The following is a 21,612-nucleotide window of genomic DNA, read 5'->3' as shown; positions in this document are numbered from 1 at the left end:
CAGCGCCGGGGCGATAATCCGCCCACCCGTTTTTTCGAGCCCCTCCGTCCTGCCATGCCGATCCTGCCGCCGCCGTCCGCCGACGCCGCCCTGGTCTGGTTCCGCCGCGACCTGCGCGACTACGACCACGCCGCCCTGTACCGTGCCCTCAAGTCCGCCCGCCGGGTGTATTGCGCCTTCGTCTTCGACCGGCCGATCCTCGACCCCCTGCCCCGGGACGACCGGAGGGTGGAGTTCATCCACGGCAGCGTGGCCGAGCTCGATGCCGCACTGCGCGCCCGGGGCGGCGGGCTGATCGTGCGCCACGGCGACGCCGCCGCCGAGATACCCCGCCTGGCGGCAGCCCTGGGCGCGGGGGTGGTGTTCGCCAACCGGGACTACGAGCCGGTGGCCATCGCCCGGGACGCCCGGGTGGCCGCCAGACTGGCCGAGTCCGGTATCGCCTTTGGCGCCGCCAAGGACCAGGTGGTGTTCGACGGCGACGAGGTGCTTACCCAGGGGGGAGCGCCGTTTTCCGTGTTCACCCCCTACAAGAACGCCTGGCTGAAACGCCTGGCGGCCCCGGGGGGTGACTTCTACCTGCGCCCCTACCCGACCGAGGGGGCCGGTTTCGGCATCCTGGCCGCGCCGCCGGCGGAACTGGATTTGCCGCTGCCCAGCCTGGCCGACCTGGGCTTCGCCCCCACCAACCTGGCGGACCTGAAGGTGCTGCCCGGCATGGCCGGCGCCCGGGCGCGGCTGGCCGATTTTCTGCCCCGGCTGGCCCGTTACAAGGCCCTGCGCGACTTCCCCGGGGTGAAGGGCGTCTCCTACCTGTCGGTGCACCTGCGCTTTGGCACCCTGTCGATCCGGGAACTGGCCGGCCTGGCCTGGCGCGACGGCGGCGAAGGGGCCCAGGCCTGGCTCAACGAGCTGATCTGGCGCGACTTCTACTTCATGATCCTGGCCCGCCATCCCCGGGTGGTCGGCGCCTGTTTCCGCCCCGAGTACGACGCCCTAGCCTGGGACGACGGGCCGGACGCGGAGGAGCGCTTCGCCGCCTGGTGCGCGGGGCGCACCGGCTACCCCCTGGTGGATGCGGCCCAGCGCCAGCTCAACCAGACCGGCTACATGCACAACCGGCTGCGCATGGTCTCCGCCTCGTTCCTCACCAAGGACCTGGGCATCGACTGGCGGCGCGGGGAGGCTTACTTCGCCGAACAGCTGATCGACTTCGACCTGGCTGCCAACAATGGCGGCTGGCAGTGGGCGGCCTCCACCGGCTGCGACGCCCAACCCTACTTCCGCATCTTCAACCCGGTCACCCAGTCGGAGAAGTTCGACCCGGAGGGCCACTTCATCCGCCGCTACGTGCCCGAACTGGCGACGGTGCCAGCCAAGCACCTGCACGCGCCGTGGACCATGGGGCCCCTGGTGCAGGAGGCCTGCGGGGTAAAGATCGGCCGGGACTACCCGGCCCCGGTGGTGGACCACGCCAGCGCCCGGGAGGCGACCCTGGCGCGCTTTGCCAAGGTGCGGGGAACGGAGCCGGACGGCCAGGGCTAGGGCCGGCCCCGGGGCGGCGGTTGCATCAGAAAAAGCTAAACTACTGATCCTGATAACCACAATAGTCCGGAGACCCCATGTCCCACGCCCCACGCCCCCTGAACGATTCCGATCCTGCTTCCGCCCCTGCCGGGCGCCGCCGCTTTCTCGGCCTGGCCGCCGGGTTGGCCGCCGGCGCGGCCCTGGGGCCCAGCCTGTCGGCCTTCGCCGAGGACATGGAAATGGCGGTCAAGGGGCCGCCGGTGCGCGACATCGCCCCCTTGCGCCTGACGCCCCGGGTCTGGGTGATCCAGGCGCCGGACGGCTTCCCCACCCCGGAGAACCACGGGATGATGGCCAACGTCACCTTCGTCTCCACCGGCAAGGGCGTGGTGGTGATCGATTCCGGCGCCTCGGTGCAGATCGGCGAGATGGCCATCCGCCAGCTGAAGAAGCTCACCGACGAGCCGGTGGTGGCGATCTTCAATTCCCACTACCACGGCGACCACTACCTGGGTAACCAGGCCTTCGTCGACGCCTTCGGCGCGGGCAAGAATTCCCTGCCGATCTACGCCCACGCCGAGACCATCAAGGCCATCCGCGGCCACGAGGGCGAAAGCTGGCGCGCCGCCATGGAGCGCTGGACCAACCTGGCCTCGGCCGGCACCCGGGTGGTGCCGCCCAACACCGCGGTGGACCACGGCCAGGAGTTCCGCATCGGCGACCGCACCTTCCGCCTCCACCACCTGGGCCATGCCCACACCCCGGGCGACATCAGCGTCGAGGTGGTGGAGGACGGGGTGACCCACGTCGGCGACATCGCCATGGACCGGCGCATCGCCAACATGGACGACGGCTCCTACGTGGATACCTTCAAGACCTACGACATGCTCATCGCCAACACCCGCACCAAGGTGTGGATTCCCGCCCACGGGGTGCCTTCGGCCGGGGTGCTGCAATGGAACCGGGAGCTGTTCGCCGGCATCTACGAAACCTGCGTCCAGGCAGTGCAGGACGGCCTGCCCTTGGAGGCGGCCAAGGCCCGGGTGCTCAAGGACCCCCGGGTGGCTTCCCGGGCCGCCGAGACCAAGGGCTTCGACAACAACATCGGCAAGTACGTCAGCCTGGCCTACCTGGAGGCGGAAGCGGCGTCGTTCTGAACCCCGCGCCAATAGGGCGTCTCCAGAGGATGGTGGCGGAGAGTGGCGCCCAGTCTCGTTCTCCGGCCAATGCCCATGAAGAACAACGCCCCGCCTGGGTTTCCGGGCGGGGCGTTTTTTCTGGCACGAGTCGGAGTGACGTGGTGTGGCGTGACGTGACTGCGATAGGCCGGGTGCTCAGGGCTTGCCCGCCGGGCGGCGCGAGCGGGCCGTTTCCAGCTGTTCGCACAGCCGCTCGGCACCTTGCAGCAGGCGCGGCGTGTGGCGCTGGATCAGGGCCGGCGGAATGAAGAACAGGTTGCCCCGGGCCACCGCCGTGACGCGCGTCCAGCGCTTCCAGTCGTCGAGCCAGTCGGGGCGTTCCTCGCCCATGCCGCTGGCGACGATGGCCTCCGGGTTGGCCGCCAGCACCGCCTCCACCGACACCGTGGGCGCCATGGTGTCCAGGTTGGCGAAGACGTTCTCGCCGCCGCACAGACGGATCACGTCGGAGATGATCTGGTGGCCGCCCACGGTCAGCAGCGGCTGCTTCCACACCTGGTAGAAGACCCGCACCTTGGGGCGCTGCCGGTAGCGCTTGTCCAGGTCGGCCAGCTGGCGGCGGAACCGGTCGGCGGCGGCCTCTGCGGCGGGGGCGGTGCCGGCCAGCTGGCCCAGCTTTTCCAGGCTCGTCGCCACGTCCTCGATGCGGTTGGGCTGGGACAGGAACAGGGGCAGCCCCAGGGACTTGAGCTTATCCAGGTGGGCGACGGCGTTGCCGCTCTGCCAGGCGATCACCAGGTCCGGCTTGGCGGCGGCCACCGCCTCCAGGTCGATGCGCGAATAGCCGCCCACCCGGGGCAGCTTGGTGGCGGCTTCCGGATAGTCGCTGTGCTCCACGGTGGCCACCACCCGGTCTCCGGCGCCGGCGGCGTAGAGCAGCTCGGTGATGTGGGGCGCCAGGCTGACGATGCGCTTGGCCGGGGTCGCCAGGGTGACGGTCTGGCCGGTGTCGTCCACCACGCTCACCGGCGCGGCCAGGGCGGCCGTGTTGGCAACGAGTCCCAGGACGGCGGCCGCCAGGACGGCGCGGGAGGGGAAAAAGCGGAAGGGGAGGCGGATCATCGCAATGCCTTGAAGTCGTCGAGGGCCCGGGCCAGGCGCTGCCAGGCGGCGGAATGGGGGAGGTCGGCGGGATTACCGGAATCGCCGGAATCGCCGGAATTCGCCGACGTGGCCGAGGGCAGGCCGAAGCGCACCCGGCCCTGGGGGGCGAACAGGCGCGCCAGCAGGCCGCGCCGGGCCAGGTGGTCGTAGAGGGCGGCGGCCTGCTCCGGGCCCAGGGTCAGGGTCTGGAACAGGGCGCAGCCGGCCACTGGCCCCAGAGGGGCGAGCAGGTTGGCCAGGCGGGCGGCGGCGCGGCCCAGGTCGGCGGCGGCGCGGCGTTGCCAGGCCCCATCCGCCAGGGCGGCCCGGGCTGCCCAGCGCGACGGGCCGGCCACCGGCCAGGGGCCCAGGGCCTCGGCCAGGCGGGCGGCCAGGGCCGGGGCGAGCAGGACGAAGCCGACCCGGGCGCCGGCCAGGCCGTAGAACTTGCCCAGGGAGCGCAACACGATCAGCCCCGGGTAGGCCGGCGAACCGGCGAAGGGGGCCACCGAGCCGTCGTCCGTGGCATCGGCGGCGCCTGCACCGCCCGCCAGGCTGTCGGCGTCGGCAAAGGCCTCGTCCACCACCAGCCAGCCGCCCCGGGCCTGGAGAAGGCGGGCGGCGTCGAGCAGGGCGGCGCGGGAAAAGCGGGTGCCGTCCGGGTTGTTCGGGTTGCCCAGCACCACCACGTCGTGGCGGGCGGCGGCCTCCAGCAGCCCGTCGGCGGCGAAGGTGGCGAGGCGGTGGCTGCTCCCGTGGCCGGTCCGGGTTTCCCAGGCGTAGGGGTGCTCGGCGTAGGTGGGGGCGAGCACCGCCACGCTGCTGGCCGGGCGCAGGGCCGGCAGGGCCTGGATGGCGGCCTGGGAACCGGGCAGGGCGAGCACGGCCGCCGCCGGGTCGGCGCCGTAGGCGGCGCGGGCGGCGGCTTCCAGGCCGTCGTCGCCCTCGGGCAGGCGCTGCCAGGCTTCCGGCGGAATGGTCGGCAGGGGGTAGACCGCCGGGTTGATGCCGGTGGACAGGTCGAGCCAGTCCTGCCGGGGGATGCCGTAGCGCAGGCTGGCGGCGTGGAGGCGGCCGCCGTGCTCAAGCATGGGTGCCTCCCGTCAGGGCGGCCAGGGTGACGCGGGTCAGCACGGCAACGGCGCCGAGCAGCAGGGCGGCGGCCAGCCACAGGCCGGCGCTGCGCCGGATCAGCACCAGGGCCCGGCCCAGGTCGCGGCGGTCCGGGGCGCGGCCGGCCCCCAGGGGCGGGCGGACTTCCTCGACGCCGTGGTAGATGGCGGCGCCGCCCAGCTGCACGCCCAGGCTGCCGGCGCCGGCAGCCATCACCGGCCCGGCGTTGGGGCTGTCCCAGGCCGGCGCCTGGGTCTTCCAGCAGGCCAGGGCGGTGGCCCGGTCGCCGAGCAGGGCGTAGGTCAGGGCCGTGAGCCGGGCGGGAACCCAGTTGAGCAGGTCGTCGATGCGCGCCGCGGCCCAGCCGAAGCGCAGGAAGCGCGGCGTGCGGTAGCCCCACATGGCGTCCAGGGTGTTGGCCAGGCGGAACAGTACGGCGCCGGGGCCGCCCAGCACGAGGAACCAGAACAGGGCGCCGAACACCGCGTCGTTGCCGTTTTCCAGCAGGGATTCGACCCCGGCCTTGGCCACGCCGGATTCGTCCAGGTTCGAGGTGTCGCGGGAAACCATCCAGCCCACGTGGGTGCGGGCGGCGGCCAGGTCGCCCCGGGCCAGGTCGTCGGCCACCCGGGCGCCGTGCTCGGCCAGGCTGCGCTGGCCCAGGGCGAAGTACAGGCACAGGGCGTGGAAGACCGCCCCGAGCCAGGGCTGGGCGCATAGCCAGGCCGCCAGGGCCACCGGCGGCAGTACCGCCACCGCCCAGGCCAGGATGCCCAGGGGACGGCCGCCGCGCAATTCGTGGCCGGTGGCCTCGGCCACGGCGGTGAGGGGGTTGAACAGGGCCTCGATGCGCTGGGCCAGGGTGCCGAAGCCCACCAGCGGGTGCCAGCGGCCGACCTCGCCGAAGCGGCGGTCCAGGGCCCAGCCGGCCAGGGCCAGGAGCGGCAGGAGCAGGGGCGAGAGAAGGACGGGCCAGGAGGGCAGGGCGGCGGTCATGCGACAATCGGGACGTTGGAAATGATGCCGGGCGTGGCGATCCGAGAGATCCGCCGAATTCCGGAAAACGGATTAAAACGGATTCGGCGCCGGCGCGGGCCGTCATTATCGCCTCCCCGGGCCGCTTTTCAGCGGATTTGCCCGCCGGTTGGCGGCCGGTCCCCGGTTTTTTGCCCCCGCTGCGGATGTTTTCCACCGACATCCAGCGCGGCGCGCCATGCCGCCGCCCTTTCGCCCCAGTCCCGATCCCGCTTTCGCTGCCGCAATGACCATGTCTTCCACAGCTCCTGCCGATTCCCCCGCCACCCCGCCCGCCCCGCGCATCCCCACCCTGATGGTTCAGGGCTGCACCTCGGACGCCGGCAAGAGCACCGTGGTGGCCGGGCTGTGCCGCCTGTTCGCCCGGCGCGGGGTGAGGGTGGCGCCCTTCAAATCCCAGAACATGGCGCTCAACGCGGCGGTTACCGAGGACGGCGGCGAGATCGGCCGGGCCCAGGCCCTCCAGGCCCTGGCCGCCGGCCTCAAACCCCACACCGACTTCAACCCGATCCTGCTCAAGCCCACCACCGACCGGCGCGCCCAGGTGATCGTGCACGGCCACCCGGTGGCCGATCTGGACGCCCGGGACTACCACGCCTACAAGACCCGGGCCATGGCGGCGGTATTGGAATCCCACGCCCGCCTGTCCCGGGCCTACGAATGCCTGCTGGTGGAAGGGGCCGGCAGCCCGGCGGAGATCAACCTGCGCGACCGGGACATCGCCAACATGGGCTTCGCCGAGGCGGTGGACTGCCCGGTGATCCTGGTGGCGGACATCGACAAGGGTGGCGTGTTCGCCCACCTGGTGGGCACCCTGGACCTGCTCTCGCCCTCCGAGCAGGCCCGGGTGCGCGGCTTCGTCATCAACCGCTTCCGCGGCGACATCTCGCTGCTCGAACCCGGCCTGCGCTGGCTGGAAGAGCGCACCGGCAAGCCGGTACTGGGGGTGCTGCCCTACCTGCACGGCCTGTTCCTCGACGCCGAGGACGCCCTGGGCACCGCCACCGTGGCCAAGGTGGCGCCCAAGCTGACGGTGATCGCCCCGGCCTATCCCCGGGTGTCCAATCACAACGACCTGGACCCCCTGCGCCTGCATCCGGAGGTGGATTTCCGCTGGATCGGCCCGGGCCAGACCCCGCCCCCGGCGGACCTGGTGGTGCTGCCCGGCTCCAAGGCGGTCCAGGCCGACCTGGCCTGGCTGGAGGAGCAGGGCTGGATTCCTTACCTGAAGCGCCACCTGCGCTACGGCGGCAAGGTGATCGGCCTGTGCGGCGGCTACCAGATGCTGGGCGAATGGCTGCACGACCCCCAGGGACTGGAAGGGGCGCCGGGCAGCCGTTCCGGCCTGGGGGTGCTGGAGGTGGAAACCACCCTGGAAGCGGAAAAGCAGCTGCGCAATGTGGCCGGCCGGCTGGCCCTCAAGGGCCTGCACGGGGTGCCCGACGGGGCGGCGGTGCAGGGTTACGAGATCCACATGGGCGTCACCCGGGGGCCGGGCTGCGGCCGGCCGGCGGTGTGGCTGTTGGCGCCGGGCATGGTACTGCCCCGGCCGGACGGGGCCATCTCCGAGGACGGCCAGGTGCTCGGTACCTACTGCCACGGCCTGTTCGACGATCCCCAGGCCCTGGCCGCCCTGCTCGCCTGGGCGGCCCAAGGCAGTGGCCGGGACGGGGGGAAGAGCGGCTTTCAGACGGTGGATTTGGCCGCCCGGCGCGAAGCCGACCTGGACCGGTTGGCGACTAGCATCGCCGAAAACCTGGACCTGACGCTGCTGGCTGACTGCCTGCCGGAGCGGGCTCTGGCCGGGGGGTGATGGTGTGAGGCGACGGGCGGCCCGCCGGATGCGGGCTGCGCCGTGAGCAATGCGGTGGGTGCCGCGCTCAGTCGCGCAGCATGGTGAACACGCGCAGGAACTGGCCGTCGTGCCACAGGCCGTCCAGGCGCACCGCCAAGTCGTGCAGGCTGATCGGGTCCATGGCGAACTCGACCATCGCCAGGGGCTTGTCCGGGTTGCCTTCGGTGATCAGGGTCACGGCGACGACTTCGCCGTAGCGTTCCAACCCGGCGCGGATGTCGTCGGGGCTGGCGTCGGGGGGAAAACCGCCCAGACAGAGCTTGGCCATGGGGCCTCCTTTCGCTGCGGGCCGCCGGGACGGCTTGGCGCCGCCCCGGCGGGCCGGGTTAGAGCAGGGGAGCGTCGTCCTTTTCGCCGGTCTCGTAGACCACGTTGGCGCGGCCGACGATGAGCGGGTCCAGGGGGCCGATGCGCTCCAGGTCCTTCTTGGCGTAGGGCAGCTTGTGCAGCACGTAGCGCAGGGCGTTGAGGCGCGCCCGCTTCTTGCAGTCCGACTTGACCACCGTCCAGGGTGAATCGGCGGTGTCGGTGTAGAAGAACATCGCTTCCTTGGCCTTGGTGTAGTCGTCCCACTTGTCGAGGGAGGCCAGGTCGATGGGGGATAGCTTCCACTGCTTGAGCGGATGGTTCTCCCGTTCCTTGAAGCGGCGGCGCTGCTCGGCCCGGCTCACCGAGAACCAGAACTTGATGACGTGGATGCCGCTGCGCGCCAGGTTGCGCTCGAATTCCGGGCACTGGCGCATGAATTCGTTGTACTCGTCGCCGTCGCAGAAGCTCATCACCTTCTCGACCCCGGCCCGGTTGTACCAGGAACGGTCGAACAGGACGATCTCGCCGGCGGTGGGCAGGTGCTGGATGTAGCGCTGGAAGTACCACTGGCCCTTTTCCACCTCGGAGGGCTTCTCCAGGGCCACCACCCGGGCGCCCCGGGGGTTGAGGTGCTCCATGAAGCGCTTGATGGTGCCGCCCTTGCCCGCGGCGTCGCGGCCTTCGAACAGGATCACCACCCGCTGGCCGGTCTCCTTGACCCAGGCCTGGAGCTTGAGCAGCTCCACCTGCAGGCGGTACTTCTGCCGCTCGTAGTTCTTGCGCGACATCAGGTTCTTGTAGGGGTAGCCGCCCAGGCGCCAGTGTTCCGACAGCTCGTCGTCCGGCGAGGCCGTCGGCTGCTGGGTGCTGGCCGACAGCAGGGTGGCGCGCAGGGCCTCGATGTCGTCGGGGGAGGCGCCGGCCAGGATGGCTTCCAGGGTCTGGGACACCTTGCCGTCGGTCTGGCGGGCGGCGGCCTTGAGGATGTCGCTGACGGCGGTGACCTTGGCGTTCTCGGCGGCGGCGATGGCCTGGCCCACTTCGAAACGCTCGATGGCTTGGGGCGTCAGGGCCGGGGCGGTGTCGCCGGCGCTGGCGCGGCGCGGGGCCTCGGCGCCGACGGGCTTGCGGGAACGGGGAGAGGGGGTTTTCTTGTTGTTGTCGGCTTCCATGCGGCAAAACTCCTGTGGCTCACGGTGAAAGGACACTGCCGGGCCATTGTAGTCCGTGCCGCCGGCATGAACCCATACCGTTGCTGTGGGTTTTGGTGTGTTTTTTGTGCGCTTTTTCCTACCAAGCGTGAGGCGCGGCCGGAGGGCGGCAGCGTATCGACTATGCGCCGGCCGGCTCAGACCGGGCGTTTCAGCGCCACGGGGCAGCCCGCGGCCACCAGGGTGGCCGCGTCGCAGGCCTGGGCGACCCACTGGTTGAGGCGGCCCTGCTCGTCGGTGAACAGCCGGGTGGAGGCACCCATCGGCACGATGCCCCAGCCCACTTCGTTGGATACCAGCAGGATGCGCCCGGGCAGGGTCGGCAGCGCCGCCAGCAGGGCGTCCATCTGGCCGCGGAAGAGGGGGCAGTCCACCGCCTCGCCGGCCTCGGCCTGGGCGGCGGCCCGGCCGGTGAACAACAGGTTGGTCAGCCACAGGGTGAGGCAATCGACCACCAGGCAGACGTCCGGGGCGGCGTGGCGGGCCAGGGCCCCGGCCAGCTCCAGGGGTTCCTCCACCACCTGCCAGTCCGCCGGGCGGACGGCCCGGTGGCGGGCGATGCGCGCCCGCATCTCGTCGTCCCGGGCCTCGGCGGTGGCCACCACCACCACCCGGCGGCCGGGAGCCTGGCCCTGCCAGGCCAGCGCCTGGCCTTCGGCGTAGGCGCTCTTGCCGGAGCGGGCGCCGCCCACCACCAGCTCGTGCAGGCCGGCGGTCGCGGAAACGGGAGGGGCCGGGGGGGGAAAGGGGGGAGAAGGGGGGGCGGAAAGGCTCATGGGGCGTCAGGGTAGCATGGGGGTGGGGGAGTAGAATCCCGCCCTTTGCCGCATCCACCATTCCTCCGTTTCGAGTTCCCCATGCTGCCCACCGTCCACGCCCCCGACCGCATTCTGGTTCCCGCCCTGCGCGCCAAGATCGACCGCAAGACCAAGCCCCTCGGCGCCCTCGGCCAGCTGGAGGAGCTGGCCTTGCAGATCGGCCTGATCCAGCAGACCCTGACCCCCTCCCTGGGCGCGCCCCACGTGGCGGTGTTCGCCGGCGACCATGGCGCGGCCAAGGCCGGCGTGTCGGCCTATCCCCAGGACGTGACCTGGCAGATGGTGGAGAATTTCCTCGCCGGCGGTGCCGCCATCAATGTCTTCGCCAAGGCCAACGGCCTGGGGCTGACCGTGGTGGATGCCGGTGTAGCCCACGACTTCGGCGGCGAGCGGGGCGGCAACGGCGTGGCCTTCGTCTCGGCCAAGATCGCCCCGGGCACCGCCAATTACCTGGAAGGCCCGGCCATGACCCCGGCCCAGCGCGACGAGGCCCTGGGCGCCGGTGCCGCCCTGGTGGCCGACCTGGCGGCCAAGGGCTGCAACGTGGTCGGCTTTGGCGAGATGGGCATCGGCAACACCGCCAGCGCCTCCCTGATCACCCACTGCCTGACCGGCGCGCCCCTGGCGGATTGTGTCGGCCGCGGCACCGGCCTGGACGACGCCGGCCTGGCGCGCAAGCAGGCCCTGCTCGCCACCGCCCTGGAGCGCTACCGCCAGTCCGGCGGCGGCGACGATCCCCTGGACGTGCTGGCCGCCTTCGGCGGTTTCGAGGTGGTGCAGATGGCCGGCGCCATGCTGGCCGCCGCCGCCAAGCGCATGGTGGTGCTGGTGGACGGCTTCATCGTCGGCAGCGCCGCCCTGGCGGCGATCCGCCTGCAACCGGCCCTGCGCGACTACTGCGTGTTCTGCCACTGTTCCGCCGAACCGGGCCACGCCGCCCAGCTGGCGGCCCTCAACGCCCGTCCCCTGATCGACCTGGGCCTGCGCCTGGGCGAAGGCACCGGCGCCGCCCTGGCCTGGCCGATGGTGCGGGCCGCCGTGGCCTTCCTCAACGACATGGCGAGCTTCGAGTCCGCCGGCGTCAGCGACAAGGACGGTGCGCCGGACGGCGATACCGAGTAATCGAGCAATGGGGATTGCCCGCCCGCCGGCCGCGTGAAATCCCCCGTCGGCTCGTCACCTAATCGTCACCTATTTCGCACGCCCATCCTTTATGCGCCTGCTGGTCCGCGAACTCGCCTGCTTCTTCGCCGCCGTGCGCTTCTTCACCCGTCTGCCGGTGCCGGCCTGGGTGGGGCATTCGGCGGAGCTGCTCGACGCCGCGCCCCGCTACTTTCCCGCCGTGGGGCTGGTGGTGGGCGGCATCGGCGCCGCCGTGTTCTGGCTGGCCGCCCTGGTGTGGCCCCAGCCGGTGGCGGTGCTGTTGTCGATGGCGGCGACCCTCTACGCCACCGGCGCCTTCCACGAGGACGGCCTGTCGGACATGGCCGATGGCTTCGGCGGCGGCTGGACCCGGGAGCGCATCCTGGAAATCATGAAGGACTCCCGGGTTGGCAGCTACGGCGTTACCGCCCTGACCCTGGCCCTGGCCGGCAAGGCCACCCTGCTGTCGCTGCTGCCCGCCGCCTGGGTGCCGGCGGCCCTGGTGGCCGGCCACGCCTTGTCGCGCTTTTGCAGCGGCGCCCTGATGGCGCTGCTCGACTACGTGCGCGGCGATGGCGCGGCCGGCGGTAATGGCGCGAGCAAGGCCCGGCCCGTGGCCGCCCGCATGCCCCCCGCCGCCCTTGCGGTAGCCGGCCTGTTCGCCGCCGTGGGCCTGGGGCAGTGGTGTCTGCTGGCCCCGCCGCTGCCCCTGCTGTCGGCCCTGGCCCTGGCCCTGCTCGCCACCGCCTGGCTGGTGCGGCTGATGCGGCGCAACCTGGGGGGCTATACCGGCGACTGCCTGGGGGCGGTTCAGCAGGTGAGCGAACTGGCCTTCTACCTGGGGCTGCTGGCCCGTTGGCCGGCCGTCTGACGGAGGCGGTGCGCGCCCGGCGACGGTGCCGCACCGGCCTGGAGCATGATTCATGCATGAAACGCATGTGCTTTTAGCGCCAAAAAGACAAAGGTCCGCGCCGGATTTGGCGATTGACCCGCCGGCCGGCATCATTCATGACGAAATTCGATGAATCGTAGGCAGCACCCATGACCGCAGTTCCGGCCCCTTTGCGCCTCCACCTGATCCGCCACCCGGCGGTGGCCGCTCCGCCGGGCATTTGCTACGGCCAGAGCGACGTGCCCCTGGCCGCCTCGCCGGCCGATGCTGCCGCGCGGCTGCGGCCCCTGCTGCCGGTGGCGGCGTTGCCCGTGCCGGTCTATTCCAGCCCCCTCACGCGCTGCCTGGCCCTGGCCCGGGAGCTGCATCCGGAGCCGGTGGTGGACCAACGCCTGATGGAGATGGCCTTCGGCACCTGGGAAGGGCGCACCTGGGAGGACATCGGTGCAGAACCCCTGACCGCCTGGGCCGAGGACATCAGCGATTTCGCCCCGCCCGCCGGGGAATCGGCGCGCATGCTCCAGGGCCGGGTGCTGGAATGGCTCGACGACCTGGCCGCCGAGGCCCGGGACCACGACGCCGCCCAGGGAGCGGCCGCCGACCGGGTGGTGGTCACCCACGGCGGCGTGGTCCGCGCCCTGGTGGGGGCCGTACTGGGCATCGCCCCCGCCGACTGGTTCCGCCTCCAGGTGGATTTCGCCGCCGTGACCCTGGTGGAATGGCCCCTGGTGGCAGGAGCGCCGCCCCGACTGCTGGCCTTGAACCGCTGACCGCCAACGCCGGCCCGGGGCTGCTCTCGCCGCAACCATGCCGGGGTTGGCGCCGGGGCCTACTTTTATGGCGTTTCCCGCCGTTCTCCGCCCCGTTTCCGGTCTTTTCCCCGGTGTTCCGGGGCGTGGCACGGTAGAATGCGCGGCCATGAGCGCGTCTCCCGTCACCTCCGCCACCCCCTTGTCCTTCACCGCCCGGGTCCCCGACCCGGTGCCTCTGCACGAGGTGCGGCGGGTGCTGGTGATCAAGCTGCGCCACCATGGCGACGTGCTGCTCTCGTCCCCGGTCTTCTCGGTGCTCAAGGCCGCCGCGCCCTACGCCGAGATCGACGCCCTGGTCTACGCCGACACCCGGGAGATGCTCGCCGGCCACCCGGCCATCGCCCAACTGCACACCATCGACCGCGCCTGGAAGAAGCTCGGCCCCCTGGGCCAACTGGGCGCCGAATGGGGCCTGCTGCGCACCCTGCGCGGGCGGCGCTACGACCTGGTGCTGCACCTCACCGAACACCGCCGCGGCGCCTGGATCACCCGCCTGTGCGGCGCCCGCTACGGGGTGGCGCCCAGGGTCAAGGGCCGGGGCGGCAGTTGGAAGCGCAGCTTCAGCCATTTCGTCGAGGCGCCGAGCAACGCCCTGCGCCACACCGTCGAGCGCAACCTGGATTTCCTGCGCCGTATCGGCGTCTATCCGGTGCCGGCGGAACGGGGCGTGGTGCTGGTGCCCGGCGCCGCGGCGGACGCCCGGGTGGCCGGGTTGCTGGCCGAAGCCGGCCTGGCGCCGGGGAACTTCGTGCAGATCCACCCGGCGTCGCGCTGGATGTTCAAGGGCTGGACCCTGGACGGCTGGATCGATCTGGCCGCCCGGCTGCTGGCCCGGGGCACCCACGTGGTGTTCACCGGTGCCCCGTCCCCCGCCGAACAGGGGCTGGTCCAGGCCATCCGCGCCGGCTTGCCGGCGGGCCTCGCCGACGCGCCGGGGCGGGTGCTCGACCTGTCGGGCCAGCTTTCCCTCAAGGAGCTGGCCGCCCTGACCGCCCAGGCCCGGGCCTTCGTCGGTGTCGATTCGGCGCCGATGCACATCGCCGCCGCCATGGGCACCCCGGCGGTGGCCCTGTTCGGCCCCTCCGGCGACAAGGAATGGGGCCCCTGGCCGATCAGCGGCGCCGGCCGCGCCGTGCCCCACCGGGTGGTGGCCAGCACCAGCCACCCCTGCCGGCCCTGTGGCATCGACGGCTGCGGCGGCGGCAAGGTGAGCGACTGCCTGGTGTCCCTGACCCCGGAAAACGTTTTCGCCGCCCTGGACGCCCTGCTTGCCGAAGCCGAGGGAAGCTGGCGCTAGCGCCTAAGTCCCGACGTCTACCGCTTACCTCATAACCTGCCGATCACGACCATCCGCCGCTTCTTGCCCATGGCCAATTCCTCCGACTCCAAGCCTTCCTTCAGCGCCAGCCGCGACGTCTATTTCCGCCTGCTGGGCTACGTCCGCCCCTACTGGCGGGCGATCGCCCTGGCCCTGCTGGCGACGGCCATCACCGCGGCCACCGAGCCTCTCTTCCCGGCTCTGCTCAAGCCCATGCTCGACCAGGGCTTTGCCGCTGCGTCCAAGGACAAGGCCGAGGCGTTCGCCAATCCCCTGTGGATTCCCGCCGGCATCGTCGGCGTGTTCATCCTGCGCGGCATCTTCAACTATCTGTCGTCCTACGGTTTCGCCTGGGTGTCCCAGAAGGTGGTGACCGACATCCGCCAGGCGATGTACGCCAAGCTGGTACGCCTGCCGGTGGGCTACTTCCAGCAGAACTCGTCCAGCGTGCCGATGACCAAGATCGCCTACGACGTGTCTGGGGTGGCGGCGGCGGCCACCGACGCGGTGGTGACCATCGTCAAGGATTCCATGACCGTCATCGGGCTGCTGATCTGGCTGTTCTGGCTGAACTGGGAGCTGACCCTGGTGTGCTTCATCCTGATCCCCACCGTGGCGGTGGTGGTCAAGGCCTTCTCCGGGCGTCTGCGCCGCGCCGGCCGCGACTCCCAGCGCGGCATGGCGCACATGATCCAGATCCTCCAGGAAAGCGCCCTGTGCAACCGGGTGATCAAGATCTTCGGCGGCGAACCCCAGGAGCTGGAGCGCTTCACCGCCGCCAACCAGGCCCTGCGCCGCTACAACATGCGCGCCAACGTGGCCGCCGCGGCCACCACGCCGATCACCCAGCTGTTCGCCGCCATCGCCGTGTCGGTGGTGGTGTTCGTTGCCCTCAAGCAGTCGGACAGCGGCCACACCACGGTGGGCAGTTTCGTCTCCTTCATCACCGCCATGCTGATGCTGCTGGCGCCGCTCAAGCACCTGGCCGACGTTAACGCCCCCCTGCAACGCGGCCTGGCTGCCGCCGAAAGCGTCTTCGCCCTGCTCGACGAGGCCGAGGAGCAGGACGAGGGCACGGCGGCGCCGGCCGCGGTGGACGGACGCATCGATTTCCGCCACGTCACCTTCCGCTATCCCGGCGCCGAACGGGATGCTCTCCAGGACGTGACCCTGGCGGTGGAGCGGGGCCAGACTGTGGCCCTGGTGGGCCAGTCAGGCGGCGGCAAGTCGACCCTGGCCACCCTGCTGCCGCGCTTCTTCGCCCCGACCTCGGGCCAGATCCTGCTCGACGGCCTGGACCTGCAGAACTATTCGCTGACCGGGCTGCGCCGGCACATCGCCTACGTCAGCCAGGAAGTGCTGCTGTTCAACGACACCATCGCCGCCAACATCGCCTACGGCACCCTGCGCGGCGCCTCGCCGGAGGACATCCGCGCCGCCGCCCGGGCCGCCCATGCCCTGGAATTCATCGAGGCCCTGCCCGACGGTTTCGACACCCTGATCGGCGAGAACGGCGTGCGCCTGTCCGGCGGCCAGCGCCAGCGCCTGGCGATCGCCCGGGCCCTGCTCAAGAACGCCCCGATCCTGATCCTGGACGAGGCCACCTCGGCCCTCGACAACGAATCCGAGCGCGCCGTCCAGGCCGCCCTGGATACCCTGATGGAAGGCCGCACCACCCTGGTGATCGCCCACCGCCTGTCCACCATCGAACGGGCTGACCAGATCGTAGTGCTCAACCGGGGCCGCATCGTCGAGCAGGGCAGCCATGCCGAGTTGCTGGAACGGGAAGGTGCCTATGCCGCCCTCTACCGCAACCAGCTGGTTGCGGACATGAATTGAGCGCCCAGGTCGCACATTGCAATCTCCGACGATGGCCCCGATCGTGAAAAGACTGTTCGTGATGGTGCGGGACAAGCTGGGCGAATCGGTATTCGCCTTCGCCAGCTTGCAGGAATTCGCCCAGCGCAACCCCGATACTCGGATCGTGCTCCTGGCCCGGGATCCCTACACCCTGCTGTATCCCACCGCGCCGAACGTCCGGGTGGTCCGCTACCGCAGTTCGGCCCAGGCCTACCTGTATTGCCTGGGACTGCGCCTGCTGGCCCGCCGTTTCGATGCCCTGGTGCTGCTCAAGGGCTACGGCCCCAAGACCGAGCAACTGTGCCGCTTGGTCCCGGCGCAGCGGAAGATTTCCTCGAATCCCCTGATCCAGGTATCGGGCATGGAGTACATCGCCGGCTCGGGCAGCGACAAGCAGCACTACTACCCGGCCTATCTGGCCCTGAAAATGCTCGACCCCGGGCTGGAATTCCCCCGGCAGCTGGCGTTTCCGCCCTTGGCGGCAAAGCGCGCGGCGCGGGAGCCCGACTGCGTGGTGGTGTGCCCGGTGTCCGAGGAAGAGCGCCGCTGCTTCACCCCAGCGGCGCTACGCCAGGTGCTGGCCCTGGCGGCCCGGGAATATCCCGGCCGCAGGATTCTGGTGACGGTGCGCAACGAGGCGGAACTGGCGCTGCTCCAGGGCGCCGACACCAGCGGTGCCGAGGTGTTTCTTTTTGACACCCTGGATGCCCTGATCGAGCGGTTTGCCGCCAGTGCCCATTATTTCGGCACCGATACCGGGCTGCTGCACATCGCCCTGGCCATGGGCATGCCCGCCACGGTGTTCTTCGGTCAGAGCAACCCGGACGACGCGGTGCTGCCGACCCAGCCCGGCGTACGCAAAATCCGCCTGTCCGCCCTGGGTACGTCGGTCTGCCCTATGGAGCAATGCCTGCGCGGCGATTGCATCGAACTGGCGGTGCGTAATGCCACCGGCCAGCCGGCGGCATTGCCGCTCCAGGATTTCTGCCCCCTGGCCGGCGTTCCGGTGGAACGCCTGGGCGAAAACACCGACGTGGATCAGCCCGCGTCGTGAGCGTCGCTGCGGTGCAGGTCTTCCCGGGCCAGCACCGTCAGCACCCCGGCCAGGAACATGAACTGTTCCAGCATGTGATCCCGGATGTTGCTGTCCACCAAGCTGCGGCTGAAATAGCCGGTGACCAGGAACAGCAACAGCAGGCCGGCGGGATTTTCGCGGACGAAAAAGGCGCGCCAGCCATGCACGCCGAGGGTGCCCAGGAAGGCCAGCCACAGGGCCAGGCCGGGCAGGCCGACGCCCAGGGTGAAATCCAAAATGCCGCTATGGGAATGCTCGGTCGAGCGGTAGTCCGGGTAGACCTGGCGCATCGCCTGGCCGAAGGCCGAGCGGCCAAAGCCGACACCCAGGGGGTAGGCGGCGATGGCCTGGATGGCCTCCTTTCCCCAGGCCAGGCGCAGGTAGGCTGAGCCTTCAGCCGGCGTACCGTCCGGCAGGGGGGGGTAGGGCAGTTCCGGGTCCTTCCAAGCCGCTTGATGCTCCGTGTCCCAGGCGACCACGACGGTTGCCTGGAAGGCCTGCCAGCGGGGATCGGATTTGAAGGTGGCCCAGCCGAAAGCGGCGATGCCAGCCAGCACAACGGCCAGCGTTCCGGCTTGCAGACCCACGCTGACCGCCTTGCGCTTGGCGAACCAGACGACGAAGGTGGAGGAGGCCAGCAGGCCGAGAATGCCCAGGGTGCCGTTGCGGGTACCGAGGGCATAGGTGCAGAACAGGCTGAGGGCGAACAGGGTGGCCAGGCCGGCAGAGGGTATCGGCAGGTAGGCGCGGCGATGGAGCAGGCGCGCTACCGTTTCGGCACAGAGGAAGGCCAGCACCAGGTTGGCGACGTAGCTCAGCACCGTCCGGTTTTCCACGATCCGGATTTGCTGGAAAGGGAAGTATCCCAACTGTAGCCAACGCCAGACGGTATCCCCGTCATGCAGCGCGACCAGGGCCGCCAGGGTTGCCAGCAGAGCGCAGGCCAGCCGGGCACCGGCCTGGGGCCGGGGACTGCGCAGGACCGTCGTGGCGAGCAGGACGCCGGCCAGGCCGACCAGTCCGCTGCGAATCCATTGCCCCCAGATTTCCTTGAAGTCCCCTGCCGGGTTGAGCCCCCATACCCCGGCCTGGAGCAGGACCCACAGGGTCAGGATGCCGTAGAGGATGGTGGCACTACGATGCTGGCCGGGGGACGCAGTGGCTGTGGTTTGTGCACTGGATCGGGTGGTGATGGCTCGCCAGGCGGCCGTGCCCAGCAGCAGGAGGGCCAGGCCGATGCGCAGGGCGATCAGGTCGGGCAGGGACCAGACGAAGGTCAGGGCGCAGGCGAGCCCGATCAGAAGCCGGTCCGCCGGGCTGAAGGACGGGGCAGGGTGCAAAGACATGGTGGGGCTAGCGTGCAATGGCGAGAACGTCCCGGCAGGCCGTCTGCACCATGTCCACGGTCAGGGCCAGCATGCAGCGCGGCGAGGCGCATTGGGACGGGGGGCGGGCGCAGTGGCGCACCCAGGGGACGAAGGTGCGCTCGAAGAGCATCCGGCCGTCCCGGCAGGGGAAGGGGTCGATGGTCACCGCCCGGTAGGGGTGGTCGGCCCAGAACTGGCCAGGGCCGTAGATCAGGGCCGAGCCGGGGCCGAACAGGGTGACGCAGGGGGCGCCGGCGGCCTTGCCCAGGTGGGCAACGCCGGTGTCGGGGGAGACCAGCAGGGCGGCATGGGCCAGCAGGTGCCACAGTTGGGCCAGGTCGAGCTGGCCGGCGTAGGACGGGTAGCGGCCCTCCGGGTCGCACTGGCGCACCAGTTCCTCCTCGCCCTTGCCGCCGCTCCAGGCCACCTGGTAGCCCTGGCCGTGCAGCCAGTCGGCCACGGCCAGCCAGTTGGCCGGTGTCCAGTGGCGCAGGGGCGAACTGGCGCCAACGTGCAGGACGCAGTAGGAGGCCTGGGGCAGGTCGAAGGGGCGGCACGGCGGGGCCGGCCAGTCGGCGGCGCGGAACGGCGGCGGGGGCGGGCCGTCGACCAGTGAGGCGGCCATGTCCGGCCAGGCGGTGGGCTCAGCCGGGTAGGGGCGCAGGTCGTCCACCAGCCAGTTCTTCCAGGCCGGGCTGTCGCCTTCGAAGGCCACCACCCAGCGGGCCCCCAGGGCCCGGGCCAGGAGGGAGTAGCGGTTCTCGGCGGGAATCACCGCCAGGTCCGGGCGCGGGAGGCGGAGGAGCGCCCACAGGGTGGCCACGGCCCGCGGGTTGAAGGGGTGGGCGTGCACGTCATAGGGGCGGCCGGTGAACAGGGGCACGGTGGCGGCCGGGGTGGCCAGGTCGATGACCGCGTCCGGGTAGCGCTGGCGCAGCTTGGCCAGCAGGCCCGCCAGCATCACGGTGTCGCCGAGCAGCAGATGGTGCAGCACCAGTACCCGGCGAACCGTGGCGGGGCGGCGGCGCGGCCACAGCAGGGCGGGGAGGCGCCACAGCAGCAACAGGGCGACGAGCAGGCGGCCGGGGACCCGGGAATTGCGGGAGTTGATGAGGGTCATCAGACGGCCTTCCGCAGGGCGTCGAGCTGGCTCAGGCTCTCGTCCAGGATGTACAGCTGCAACAGCTGCTCGGCGAGGTGGCGGGCGCCGCCGTAGTAGGCCCGGGCCAGGGACTGGACCGCGTCGGCACGCAGCTGCCCGCCGGTGTGGGCGGCCAAGCGCTCGCCCAGGCCCTCGAGGCGGGCGCGCAGGTCGTCCTGCAACCAGTCGGTCAGGGGCGGGTTGAAGCCCCGCTTCTTGCGCTCGAACAGGCGCAGCGGCGCCAGGGGGGCCATCACCCGGGCGAGCAAGCTCTTGGCCGGCCGGGTGAAGCGCTCGGCGGCGGCGACGCCGGCCAGCTTTTCCAGCCAGCGGTGGTCGAGCAGGGGCGCCCGCATCTCCAGGCCGTGGGCCATGGTGCACAGGTCGGCCTTGCGCAGGATGTACTCGGGCAGTGTGTTGGCGAAGTCAAGGGCGAGCAGCTGTTCGAGCGGTGCGGCGGGGGCGCTGTCGGCGGGTCGCCACCACACCTCCCGGGCCGGGGAGCGGGTTTCGAGATGGCGCCGCTGGGCCGGGGTGAAGCCGGAAAAGCGCAGGGTGTAGGCCGTGGCCCAGGGCAACCGGGCCTCGTCGCTCAACTTGCCCCAGCTTTTGCCGGTGAGGGATGCGGCCGGAGGCAGCGGCAGGCGCAGGCCGGCGCGCCAATGGGTGCGCATGTGCTTGGCGTGGCGCTTGTAGCCGGCGAAGATTTCGTCGCCCCCGTCACCGCCCAGGACCACGGTGACGTGCTTGACCGTCTCCCGGGCGAGGAACCAGGTGGGGAAGCTGGAGGGGTCGGCGAAGGGTTCGTCCAGGTCGGCGACGATGCGGGCGAAGTGGTCGTCCAGCCGGGTGGGCACCGGGATGGCCAGGTTCTTCAGCCCCAGGGCGGCGGCGATCTCGCCGGCGTCGCGGCTTTCGTCGAAGGACGAGCCGGGGAAGGCGGCGGTGTAGGTGCCCAGGTCGGCGTGGCCGCCGGTGGCGAGGATGCTGGCGATGGCGCTGGAGTCGATGCCGCCCGAGAGGAATACGCCCAGGGGGCGGTCGGCCACGGTGCGCAGGTCCACCGCCCGGCGCAGCTCGTCCAGGGCCTCGTCGGCGGCCTCCGGGGCGGCGCTGGGCTGGGCGGAGGGCAGGGACCAGTAGCGTACCTTGTCGGCCCGGCCGGTGGCCAGGTCGTAGCTCAGGTAGTGGCCGTTTTCCAGGCGCTGCAGGTTGGCGAAGATGGTGTGGGGCGCCGGCACGTAGCGGTGGGCCAGGTAGGCGTCGATGGCCTCGGGGCTGAACTCCCGGGCCTCCGGGGGTAGCCAGGGCAGCACCGCCCGCACCGTGGAGCCGAAGGCCAGTCCGTCCGGGCGCAGGCCGTAGACCAGGGGCTTGAGGCCCATCCGGTCCCGGGCCAGGTAGAGGTGGCCGAGGCGACCGGCACGGCGGTCATAGATGGCCAGGGCGAACATGCCACGCAGGTGGTCGAGCAGGGCGGGAAAGCCGAAGGCCCGGTAGGCGTGCAGGATGAACTCGGTGTCCGAGGTGGTGCGGAACACGGCGCCCTGGGCCTTGAGTTCCGCTGCTTCCGACTCCCAGCCGTAGACCTCGCCGTTGTAGCAGAGCCAGACGTCACCGTCGTCGCTGACCATGGGCTGGTCGGCCACCGGGCGCGGGTCGCGGATCGCCAGGCGGGCGTGGAGCAGGGCGGCGTCGGCGGGCTGCTCCGGGCTCACCGGCGCGCCGTCGCGCCATGCCGCTTCATGGGCGGCATCCGGCCCCCGGGTGGCCAGGGCGGCCAGCATGGCGCGCCGGGCGGCGGGGGCGATCGGCCGGGTGCCGACGAAGCCGGCGATGCCGCACATCAGCGGC

18 protein-coding genes are annotated in these 21,612 nt (G+C 71.2%); 9 read left to right on the top strand and 9 right to left on the bottom strand.

The window, feature by feature from the left end; all coding sequences use genetic code 11:
- Positions 1-54: 54 nt before the first annotated feature.
- Together LWW89_RS06845 and LWW89_RS06840 are read left to right on the top strand one after the other, a co-directional pair.
- Positions 55-1,545: a deoxyribodipyrimidine photo-lyase gene (locus LWW89_RS06845; protein ID WP_293263098.1), complete on the top strand. Its 1,491-nt coding sequence runs from the start codon at positions 55-57 to the stop codon at positions 1,543-1,545.
- A 77-nt stretch (positions 1,546-1,622) separates the two neighbouring features.
- Positions 1,623-2,684, top strand: coding sequence for an MBL fold metallo-hydrolase (locus LWW89_RS06840; protein ID WP_293263096.1), 1,062 nt, complete (start codon positions 1,623-1,625; stop codon positions 2,682-2,684).
- A gap of 177 nt (positions 2,685-2,861) precedes the next feature.
- Here the strand turns inward: LWW89_RS06840 and LWW89_RS06835 are convergent, their stop codons facing one another.
- From LWW89_RS06835 to cbiB, 3 genes are read right to left on the bottom strand one after another with little or no spacing between them, the layout of a single operon-like run.
- A complete protein-coding gene (locus LWW89_RS06835) occupies positions 2,862-3,788 on the bottom strand; it encodes a cobalamin-binding protein (protein WP_293263094.1) in 927 nt (308 codons plus the stop codon).
- Entirely contained in the window at positions 3,785-4,900 is a 1,116-nt protein-coding gene (gene cobD, locus LWW89_RS06830; protein WP_293263092.1) for a threonine-phosphate decarboxylase CobD, read from the bottom strand. Before cobD ends, LWW89_RS06835 begins: the two co-directional genes overlap by 4 nt.
- Entirely contained in the window at positions 4,893-5,918 is a 1,026-nt protein-coding gene (cbiB, locus tag LWW89_RS06825; protein WP_293263090.1) for an adenosylcobinamide-phosphate synthase CbiB, read from the bottom strand. The genes cobD and cbiB overlap by 8 nt, the downstream gene beginning before the upstream one ends.
- A gap of 334 nt (positions 5,919-6,252) precedes the next feature.
- Here cbiB and LWW89_RS06820 point away from each other — a divergent pair, with 334 nt between their 5' ends.
- Entirely contained in the window at positions 6,253-7,770 is a 1,518-nt protein-coding gene (locus LWW89_RS06820; protein ID WP_293263464.1) for a cobyric acid synthase, read from the top strand.
- A gap of 67 nt (positions 7,771-7,837) precedes the next feature.
- Here the strand turns inward: LWW89_RS06820 and LWW89_RS06815 are convergent, their stop codons facing one another.
- From LWW89_RS06815 to cobU, 3 genes are all read right to left on the bottom strand, one after another.
- Positions 7,838-8,080 carry an RNA-binding protein gene (locus tag LWW89_RS06815; RefSeq protein WP_293263088.1) on the bottom strand — a complete coding sequence of 81 codons (243 nt, stop codon included), beginning with the start codon at positions 8,078-8,080 and terminating at the stop codon, positions 7,838-7,840.
- A gap of 58 nt (positions 8,081-8,138) precedes the next feature.
- On the bottom strand, positions 8,139-9,293 hold the full coding sequence (gene ppk2 / locus LWW89_RS06810; protein ID WP_293263086.1) for a polyphosphate kinase 2: 1,155 nt from the start codon (positions 9,291-9,293) through the stop codon (positions 8,139-8,141).
- A 176-nt stretch (positions 9,294-9,469) separates the two neighbouring features.
- Positions 9,470-10,108: a bifunctional adenosylcobinamide kinase/adenosylcobinamide-phosphate guanylyltransferase gene (gene cobU / locus LWW89_RS06805; RefSeq protein ID WP_293263084.1), complete on the bottom strand. Its 639-nt coding sequence runs from the start codon at positions 10,106-10,108 to the stop codon at positions 9,470-9,472.
- Positions 10,109-10,189: 81 nt separating this feature from the next.
- Here cobU and cobT point away from each other — a divergent pair, with 81 nt between their 5' ends.
- From cobT to LWW89_RS06775, 6 genes are all read left to right on the top strand, one after another.
- On the top strand, positions 10,190-11,272 hold the full coding sequence (gene cobT, locus LWW89_RS06800; protein WP_293263082.1) for a nicotinate-nucleotide--dimethylbenzimidazole phosphoribosyltransferase: 1,083 nt from the start codon (positions 10,190-10,192) through the stop codon (positions 11,270-11,272).
- A 91-nt stretch (positions 11,273-11,363) separates the two neighbouring features.
- On the top strand, positions 11,364-12,164 hold the full coding sequence (locus LWW89_RS06795) for an adenosylcobinamide-GDP ribazoletransferase (RefSeq protein ID WP_293263080.1): 801 nt from the start codon (positions 11,364-11,366) through the stop codon (positions 12,162-12,164).
- A gap of 170 nt (positions 12,165-12,334) precedes the next feature.
- Positions 12,335-12,955 carry a histidine phosphatase family protein gene (locus tag LWW89_RS06790; protein WP_293263078.1) on the top strand — a complete coding sequence of 207 codons (621 nt, stop codon included), beginning with the start codon at positions 12,335-12,337 and terminating at the stop codon, positions 12,953-12,955.
- Positions 12,956-13,103: 148 nt separating this feature from the next.
- Positions 13,104-14,294: a putative lipopolysaccharide heptosyltransferase III gene (gene rfaQ, locus LWW89_RS06785; protein WP_293263076.1), complete on the top strand. Its 1,191-nt coding sequence runs from the start codon at positions 13,104-13,106 to the stop codon at positions 14,292-14,294.
- 69 nt (positions 14,295-14,363) lie between these two features.
- Positions 14,364-16,154, top strand: coding sequence for a lipid A export permease/ATP-binding protein MsbA (msbA, locus tag LWW89_RS06780; RefSeq protein ID WP_293263074.1), 1,791 nt, complete (start codon positions 14,364-14,366; stop codon positions 16,152-16,154).
- A gap of 43 nt (positions 16,155-16,197) precedes the next feature.
- Positions 16,198-17,229 (top strand): glycosyltransferase family 9 protein, encoded by a 1,032-nt coding sequence (locus LWW89_RS06775; protein WP_293263072.1) that lies wholly within the window; start codon positions 16,198-16,200, stop codon positions 17,227-17,229.
- Here LWW89_RS06775 and LWW89_RS06770 read toward each other — a convergent pair.
- Genes LWW89_RS06770 through asnB form a run of 3 tightly spaced genes read right to left on the bottom strand, consistent with a single transcriptional unit; the run spans position 17,214 to position 21,605 of the window.
- Complete coding sequence (locus LWW89_RS06770) at positions 17,214-18,596, bottom strand: O-antigen ligase family protein (RefSeq protein ID WP_293263070.1); 1,383 nt, start codon at positions 18,594-18,596, stop codon at positions 17,214-17,216. The genes LWW89_RS06775 and LWW89_RS06770 overlap by 16 nt on opposite strands.
- A 7-nt stretch (positions 18,597-18,603) precedes the next feature.
- The gene (locus LWW89_RS06765) at positions 18,604-19,737 is read right to left on the bottom strand and encodes a glycosyltransferase family 9 protein (protein ID WP_293263068.1); all 1,134 of its coding nucleotides are present in this window, start codon (positions 19,735-19,737) and stop codon (positions 18,604-18,606) included.
- The gene (gene asnB / locus LWW89_RS06760) at positions 19,737-21,605 is read right to left on the bottom strand and encodes an asparagine synthase (glutamine-hydrolyzing) (protein WP_293263066.1); all 1,869 of its coding nucleotides are present in this window, start codon (positions 21,603-21,605) and stop codon (positions 19,737-19,739) included. The genes LWW89_RS06765 and asnB overlap by 1 nt, the downstream gene beginning before the upstream one ends.
- Positions 21,606-21,612: the final 7 nt, after the last annotated feature.

It is taken from the genome of Oryzomicrobium sp. (assembly GCF_021287045.1).
Lineage (GTDB): Bacteria > Pseudomonadota > Gammaproteobacteria > Burkholderiales > Rhodocyclaceae > Oryzomicrobium.
The sequence above is the reverse complement of the archived record's forward strand: the minus strand, read 5'-3'. Positions and strand labels throughout refer to the sequence as shown.

Coding starts and splice junctions, on each gene's coding strand:
- cobD (WP_293263092.1), bottom strand. CDS start 4,900: ATGCTTGAGCACGGCGGCCGCCTCCACGCCGCCAGCCTGCGCTACGGC.
- LWW89_RS06765 (WP_293263068.1), bottom strand. CDS start 19,737: ATGACCCTCATCAACTCCCGCAATTCCCGGGTCCCCGGCCGCCTGCTC.
- LWW89_RS06840 (WP_293263096.1), top strand. CDS start 1,623: ATGTCCCACGCCCCACGCCCCCTGAACGATTCCGATCCTGCTTCCGCC.
- cobT (WP_293263082.1), top strand. CDS start 10,190: ATGCTGCCCACCGTCCACGCCCCCGACCGCATTCTGGTTCCCGCCCTG.
- cobU (WP_293263084.1), bottom strand. CDS start 10,108: ATGAGCCTTTCCGCCCCCCCTTCTCCCCCCTTTCCCCCCCCGGCCCCT.
- LWW89_RS06770 (WP_293263070.1), bottom strand. CDS start 18,596: ATGTCTTTGCACCCTGCCCCGTCCTTCAGCCCGGCGGACCGGCTTCTG.
- msbA (WP_293263074.1), top strand. CDS start 14,364: ATGGCCAATTCCTCCGACTCCAAGCCTTCCTTCAGCGCCAGCCGCGAC.
- LWW89_RS06790 (WP_293263078.1), top strand. CDS start 12,335: ATGACCGCAGTTCCGGCCCCTTTGCGCCTCCACCTGATCCGCCACCCG.
- rfaQ (WP_293263076.1), top strand. CDS start 13,104: ATGAGCGCGTCTCCCGTCACCTCCGCCACCCCCTTGTCCTTCACCGCC.
- LWW89_RS06815 (WP_293263088.1), bottom strand. CDS start 8,080: ATGGCCAAGCTCTGTCTGGGCGGTTTTCCCCCCGACGCCAGCCCCGAC.
- LWW89_RS06835 (WP_293263094.1), bottom strand. CDS start 3,788: ATGATCCGCCTCCCCTTCCGCTTTTTCCCCTCCCGCGCCGTCCTGGCG.
- LWW89_RS06820 (WP_293263464.1), top strand. CDS start 6,253: ATGGTTCAGGGCTGCACCTCGGACGCCGGCAAGAGCACCGTGGTGGCC.
- LWW89_RS06845 (WP_293263098.1), top strand. CDS start 55: ATGCCGATCCTGCCGCCGCCGTCCGCCGACGCCGCCCTGGTCTGGTTC.
- ppk2 (WP_293263086.1), bottom strand. CDS start 9,293: ATGGAAGCCGACAACAACAAGAAAACCCCCTCTCCCCGTTCCCGCAAG.
- asnB (WP_293263066.1), bottom strand. CDS start 21,605: ATGTGCGGCATCGCCGGCTTCGTCGGCACCCGGCCGATCGCCCCCGCC.
- LWW89_RS06795 (WP_293263080.1), top strand. CDS start 11,364: ATGCGCCTGCTGGTCCGCGAACTCGCCTGCTTCTTCGCCGCCGTGCGC.
- cbiB (WP_293263090.1), bottom strand. CDS start 5,918: ATGACCGCCGCCCTGCCCTCCTGGCCCGTCCTTCTCTCGCCCCTGCTC.